Origin of the sequence: Pararhizobium antarcticum (assembly GCF_001885585.1) — a bacterium.
In the GTDB taxonomy this organism is placed as follows: Bacteria; Pseudomonadota; Alphaproteobacteria; order Rhizobiales; family Rhizobiaceae; genus Pararhizobium; species Pararhizobium antarcticum.
Genome location: NZ_LSRP01000011.1, coordinates 1 through 4,015 on the forward strand (window position 1 = coordinate 1; position 4,015 = coordinate 4,015).

Sequence of the window (4,015 nt, forward strand, 5' to 3'; positions counted from 1 at the left end):
CCTAAGAACTGTACGTGCGAGTTTGTCGGCAATTTCAGCAATGGTGGTCATGGAAATCCTCGCATCTGCTTGTCAAAGGTAAATCCGTGCCTGCCTACGACGGTGTCGACGGAGCCAGACCTTGTTTAATGTCTTGGGCGTTATGGCAAGATAGCATTTTGGAATCCGACTCGAATTCTCTCTTCTTTGTTAGTGCAAACTAATTTTACGTCGGACTTTAACTTCGTCACAAGAAAGTGGGTCTATAGTTTACGTCGTTGCTGTTGGGGTCACTGCCTTCTCGCGTCAGGAACTGGAGATGTCAAACAGAATATCGATGTTTACTCTGTCTTGGCGATCCGACAGTGACGCGTTGGCGGAGTATCGACCGCGGATCGGGGCGTTGATAAGCAGTCTGGGATCGGTCCTGCTTCTTCCATTTATTGCCGTTCACGTTGTTCAAGGGCGGTTAGGCCTCGCAGCCATGTTTAGCGCCGCGGCTTTCATCCTTTTGCTGAACGTGTGGGCTATCAATAAAAGGCAGCGGCCATTCATACCATTTGGACCGGTTGTTTCCGGCCTCGCAGTCGCAGTCTGCACTTCTGTATGGGTTCAAGGGCATAACGGCCTTTTCTGGGCCTATCCTGTACTGTTCATTGGATTCTTTATACTGCCGCGCCGGTGGGCCAATATTACTGGCTTCGGTCTTCTCATTGGGGTGTCGTTAGTGACGTGGCAGTCTATTGGTTTGGCGCTAGCTACAAGGGTTTCGACCACCCTTTTCCTGAATTTTGTGATGATCAACCTGGTCCTCAATGTGCTAGATCATCTTCATGATACGCTCGTGCGTCAGGCAATTCTCGACCCCTTGACCGGCGTATATAATCGCAGGCATTTTCAAAAGCAGCTCGATGCTGCTGTGGGGCGTCAAGGCTCCTCCGAGGATGCTCTCCTCATTTTCGATATCGACCATTTCAAGCGGATTAATGATGCGTACGGTCATGACATAGGTGATCATGTCCTACGTGAGTTGGTGCATATCGCTCTGTCGTTCGCGCGACCAGGCGACGACCTATTTCGATTAGGAGGCGAAGAGTTTGCCATTTTGCTTTATGATACCCCTCCAGAGACGGCGCTCGAACTTGCCCATTCTCTACGATCGAGAATCGAAGCAGCGCGGCTTCTACCAAATCAAGGGATCGCCGTCACGGTTAGTGTGGGGATCGCTAGCAGTAGGAGCGAAATGCGTGCAGAAGCATGGTTCAAGGAGGCCGATCTCGCCCTCTATGAGGCCAAGCACCGGGGTCGAAACTGTGTTGTCACCTATGAAAATTTGAATGCGCCTGCTGCATCCACGGTTGTCTCGCAGCCCGAGAGGATTGCGAGCTGACACTCGCGTCGAGGGGCTTCCCTCACTCAATGTATAACTAATTAGGCCGAAGTCAGATGGTTCACGGGAAAGCACATCAGGATGTCGCTTGGCTCTTTTGCCCAACGAATATTGAGACAGGGTTGCATCCCCGCATAACACCACTCCGTCTTTCTATCCGTAACGCCGGGGTCATCTTTTCGACAAATCAACAAATGAGCCCAATCGCAGCCTAAAAGGAGATCAGAATGACTCACAGGCTTATCGAGCCCGTTACCCTCGAAAAAGCCTATCGTATTCTCAATCACGGTCCGACGGCGCTCGTTTCCGCGAGGCACGACGGTATGGATGGCGTAATGGCTGCTGCTTGGTGCTGCGCACTCGATTTTAATCCGCCGAAGCTCACTGTAGTGATAGACAGGAACACGCATAGGCGGACCCTTGTTGAGGCTTCGGGCTGGTTCGCAATACAGATCCCAACGGCATGCCAGGATCGTGTCCCAGGACGTGGTGTAGCTTAGACGACCACGGCTCATCCCAGAGGGTCGGATGAGTATCAGCGCGCCACTGCCGGCAAGCTGATGAGAGGATCATCGCTCATTTGCCCGATTGTTTCCAGCGTCATGTATCGAGCCCGTTGAACGGCCCACTCATCGTTCTGTTCGAGCAGCAACGCGCCAACGAGCCGGATGATGGCCTCATCATTGGGAAAGATGCCCACCACTTCTGTGCGTCGCTTAATCTCTCCGTTGAGGCGCTCGATGGGATTGGTGCTGTGAAGCTTGGCCCAATGCTGCTTTGGAAAGGTCATGTAGGCCAGCACATCGCTCTCGGCCTCATCCATCAATACATCCCTTTTTCGCCACAGAATGTGTGGGCTCAGGGCGTGGACTTCGGTTTCATAGTTGCAGGCGGTTCTCAGCCGAAGGACCAACGCCACCAAACGCAATCATCGGCAAAGTTCCATAAATATGCTTATCTGATTTTCGTTAACGACGGGGTACATTCTATTTCCAAGTGCGACATGCCAGTAATTTCAATGGCTTCACTTTGGAGATTTGGCATGTCTCGATGCTATACGCAGATCACCCTCGCCGATCGCCGACGCCTGCATCACATGGTGGCGGCAAAGGTTCCGGTAAACGAGATGGCACGTCAGCTTGGCCGTCATCGTTCCACGATCTATCGCGAGATCCGACGCAACACGTTTCGCGATCGCGAACTCCCGGACTATGACGGTTATTACAGCACCGTTGCGAACGATACTGCCAAAGACCGACGTCGCCGGCTGAGAAAGCTGCGGCGCCACCCGACTTTGCGCACAGAGATCATCAACCAGTTGGAAGCTCGCTGGTCGCCGGAACAGATTGCCGGACGCCTGCTGTCGGACGGCCTCAGTCGTATTCGCGTTTGCAAGGAGACAATCTATCGTTTCATCTACAGCAAGGAAGATTATGGGCTTGGTCTCTATCAGTATCTACCAGAGGCACGCCGAAAACGTCGTCCAATGCGCTCCAGGAAGCCGCGCGACGGTGCGTTTCCAGCCACGCACCGCATATCCCAACGGCCTGATTTTGTTGGAGATAGATCACGGTTTGGCCATTGGGAGGGCGACCTTCTCATCTTCGATCGCCCACTCGCCCATGCCAATGTCACCACTCTCGTGGAGCGCAAGAGCCGCTATACCGTTCTCATCAAGAATCCGAGCCGGCACTCGCGCCCGATCATGGACAAGATCATCAGAGCGTTTTCTCCTTTACCGGCGTTCGCGCGTCAAAGCTTCACATTCGACCGAGGTACCGAGTTTGCCGGGTTCAGGGCTCTGGAAGATGGGATCGGTGCATGCAGTTGGTTTTGCGACCCAAGTGCGCCTTGGCAGAAAGGGACAGTCGAGAACACCAACAAGCGCATTCGACGCTACCTGCCTGGCACCACAGATCTGGCAGTTGTTTCACAACGTGACCTTCTCCACCTCACGCGCGATATAAACGATCAACCGCGCAAATGCCTCGGATACAGGACGCCGAGCGAGGTGTTTATGGCGCATTTGCACGAAGATAGGTGATCTCCTATTCTACAAAACAGGTGTGATGCACTTGGGTTAGCTTTTCCACGGCTCAAGTTCTGCAAGTCGGTCTATCACGGCAGATTTTGGGACGATAAAGGCGTTTGTAGTGTCGTTCCTGGTGCCTGATCTTCTGCTTGCGTTGATGTTCTATCAGTTGAGCGGAAGGCGTAGACGATTTTATGCCAGAGGCTGGCATTGATGTCGAACAGCCCGTTGTTGCAAAGGCAAACGTAGCTGCGACAGCAAGTGCCCTGAAGGTCGCTATTGTCTTTCTCATCCCGCGTCACTCCGTCTACATTTTCAATCTTGAGACTAAGCTGAAAGATATTGAGTATCTAAACAGGCCGCCTTTGGTTCAGGCGGGAAGGTTATTCAGAGCAAATCGACTGTCGATTTTTTTGAGTCATGCCTGAACAAACCGCTACCTGCGTGTCAGATTGATCTTGGATGGTTTTGCTTTTTGAGCAGGTATATAAGTGTCCGTCCGGAGACTTTGAGAATCGGCGGAATCGGTTAGCGGACTTCGGTTTGCGGGTTGTGCGCGGTTGTGATTCCTTTTGTGCTTTCGAATCACGAAAGGAAGCTGCGATGTGGACGAT

3 protein-coding genes and 1 pseudogene are annotated in these 4,015 nt (G+C 52.6%); 3 read left to right on the forward strand and 1 reads right to left on the reverse strand.

The genetic code is table 11. The annotated features are described in order from the left end of the window. The first annotated feature begins 298 nt into the window (after positions 1-298). Together AX760_RS02045 and AX760_RS27910 are read left to right on the forward strand one after the other, a co-directional pair. Positions 299-1,369: a GGDEF domain-containing protein gene (locus tag AX760_RS02045; protein WP_083531033.1), complete on the forward strand. Its 1,071-nt coding sequence runs from the start codon at positions 299-301 to the stop codon at positions 1,367-1,369. 227 nt (positions 1,370-1,596) lie between these two features. Beyond that, a complete protein-coding gene (locus AX760_RS27910) occupies positions 1,597-1,869 on the forward strand; it encodes a flavin reductase family protein (protein ID WP_139276427.1) in 273 nt (90 codons plus the stop codon). 35 nt (positions 1,870-1,904) lie between these two features. On the opposite strand, the pseudogene AX760_RS02055 reads toward AX760_RS27910, so the two are convergent. Then, positions 1,905-2,207, reverse strand: a pseudogene (locus AX760_RS02055) (transposase); the annotation flags it as partial. A 204-nt stretch (positions 2,208-2,411) separates the two neighbouring features. Here AX760_RS02055 and AX760_RS02060 point away from each other — a divergent pair. Then, the gene (locus AX760_RS02060; protein ID WP_071831178.1) at positions 2,412-3,413 is read left to right on the forward strand and encodes an IS30 family transposase; all 1,002 of its coding nucleotides are present in this window, start codon (positions 2,412-2,414) and stop codon (positions 3,411-3,413) included. The last annotated feature ends 602 nt before the right edge of the window (positions 3,414-4,015 follow it).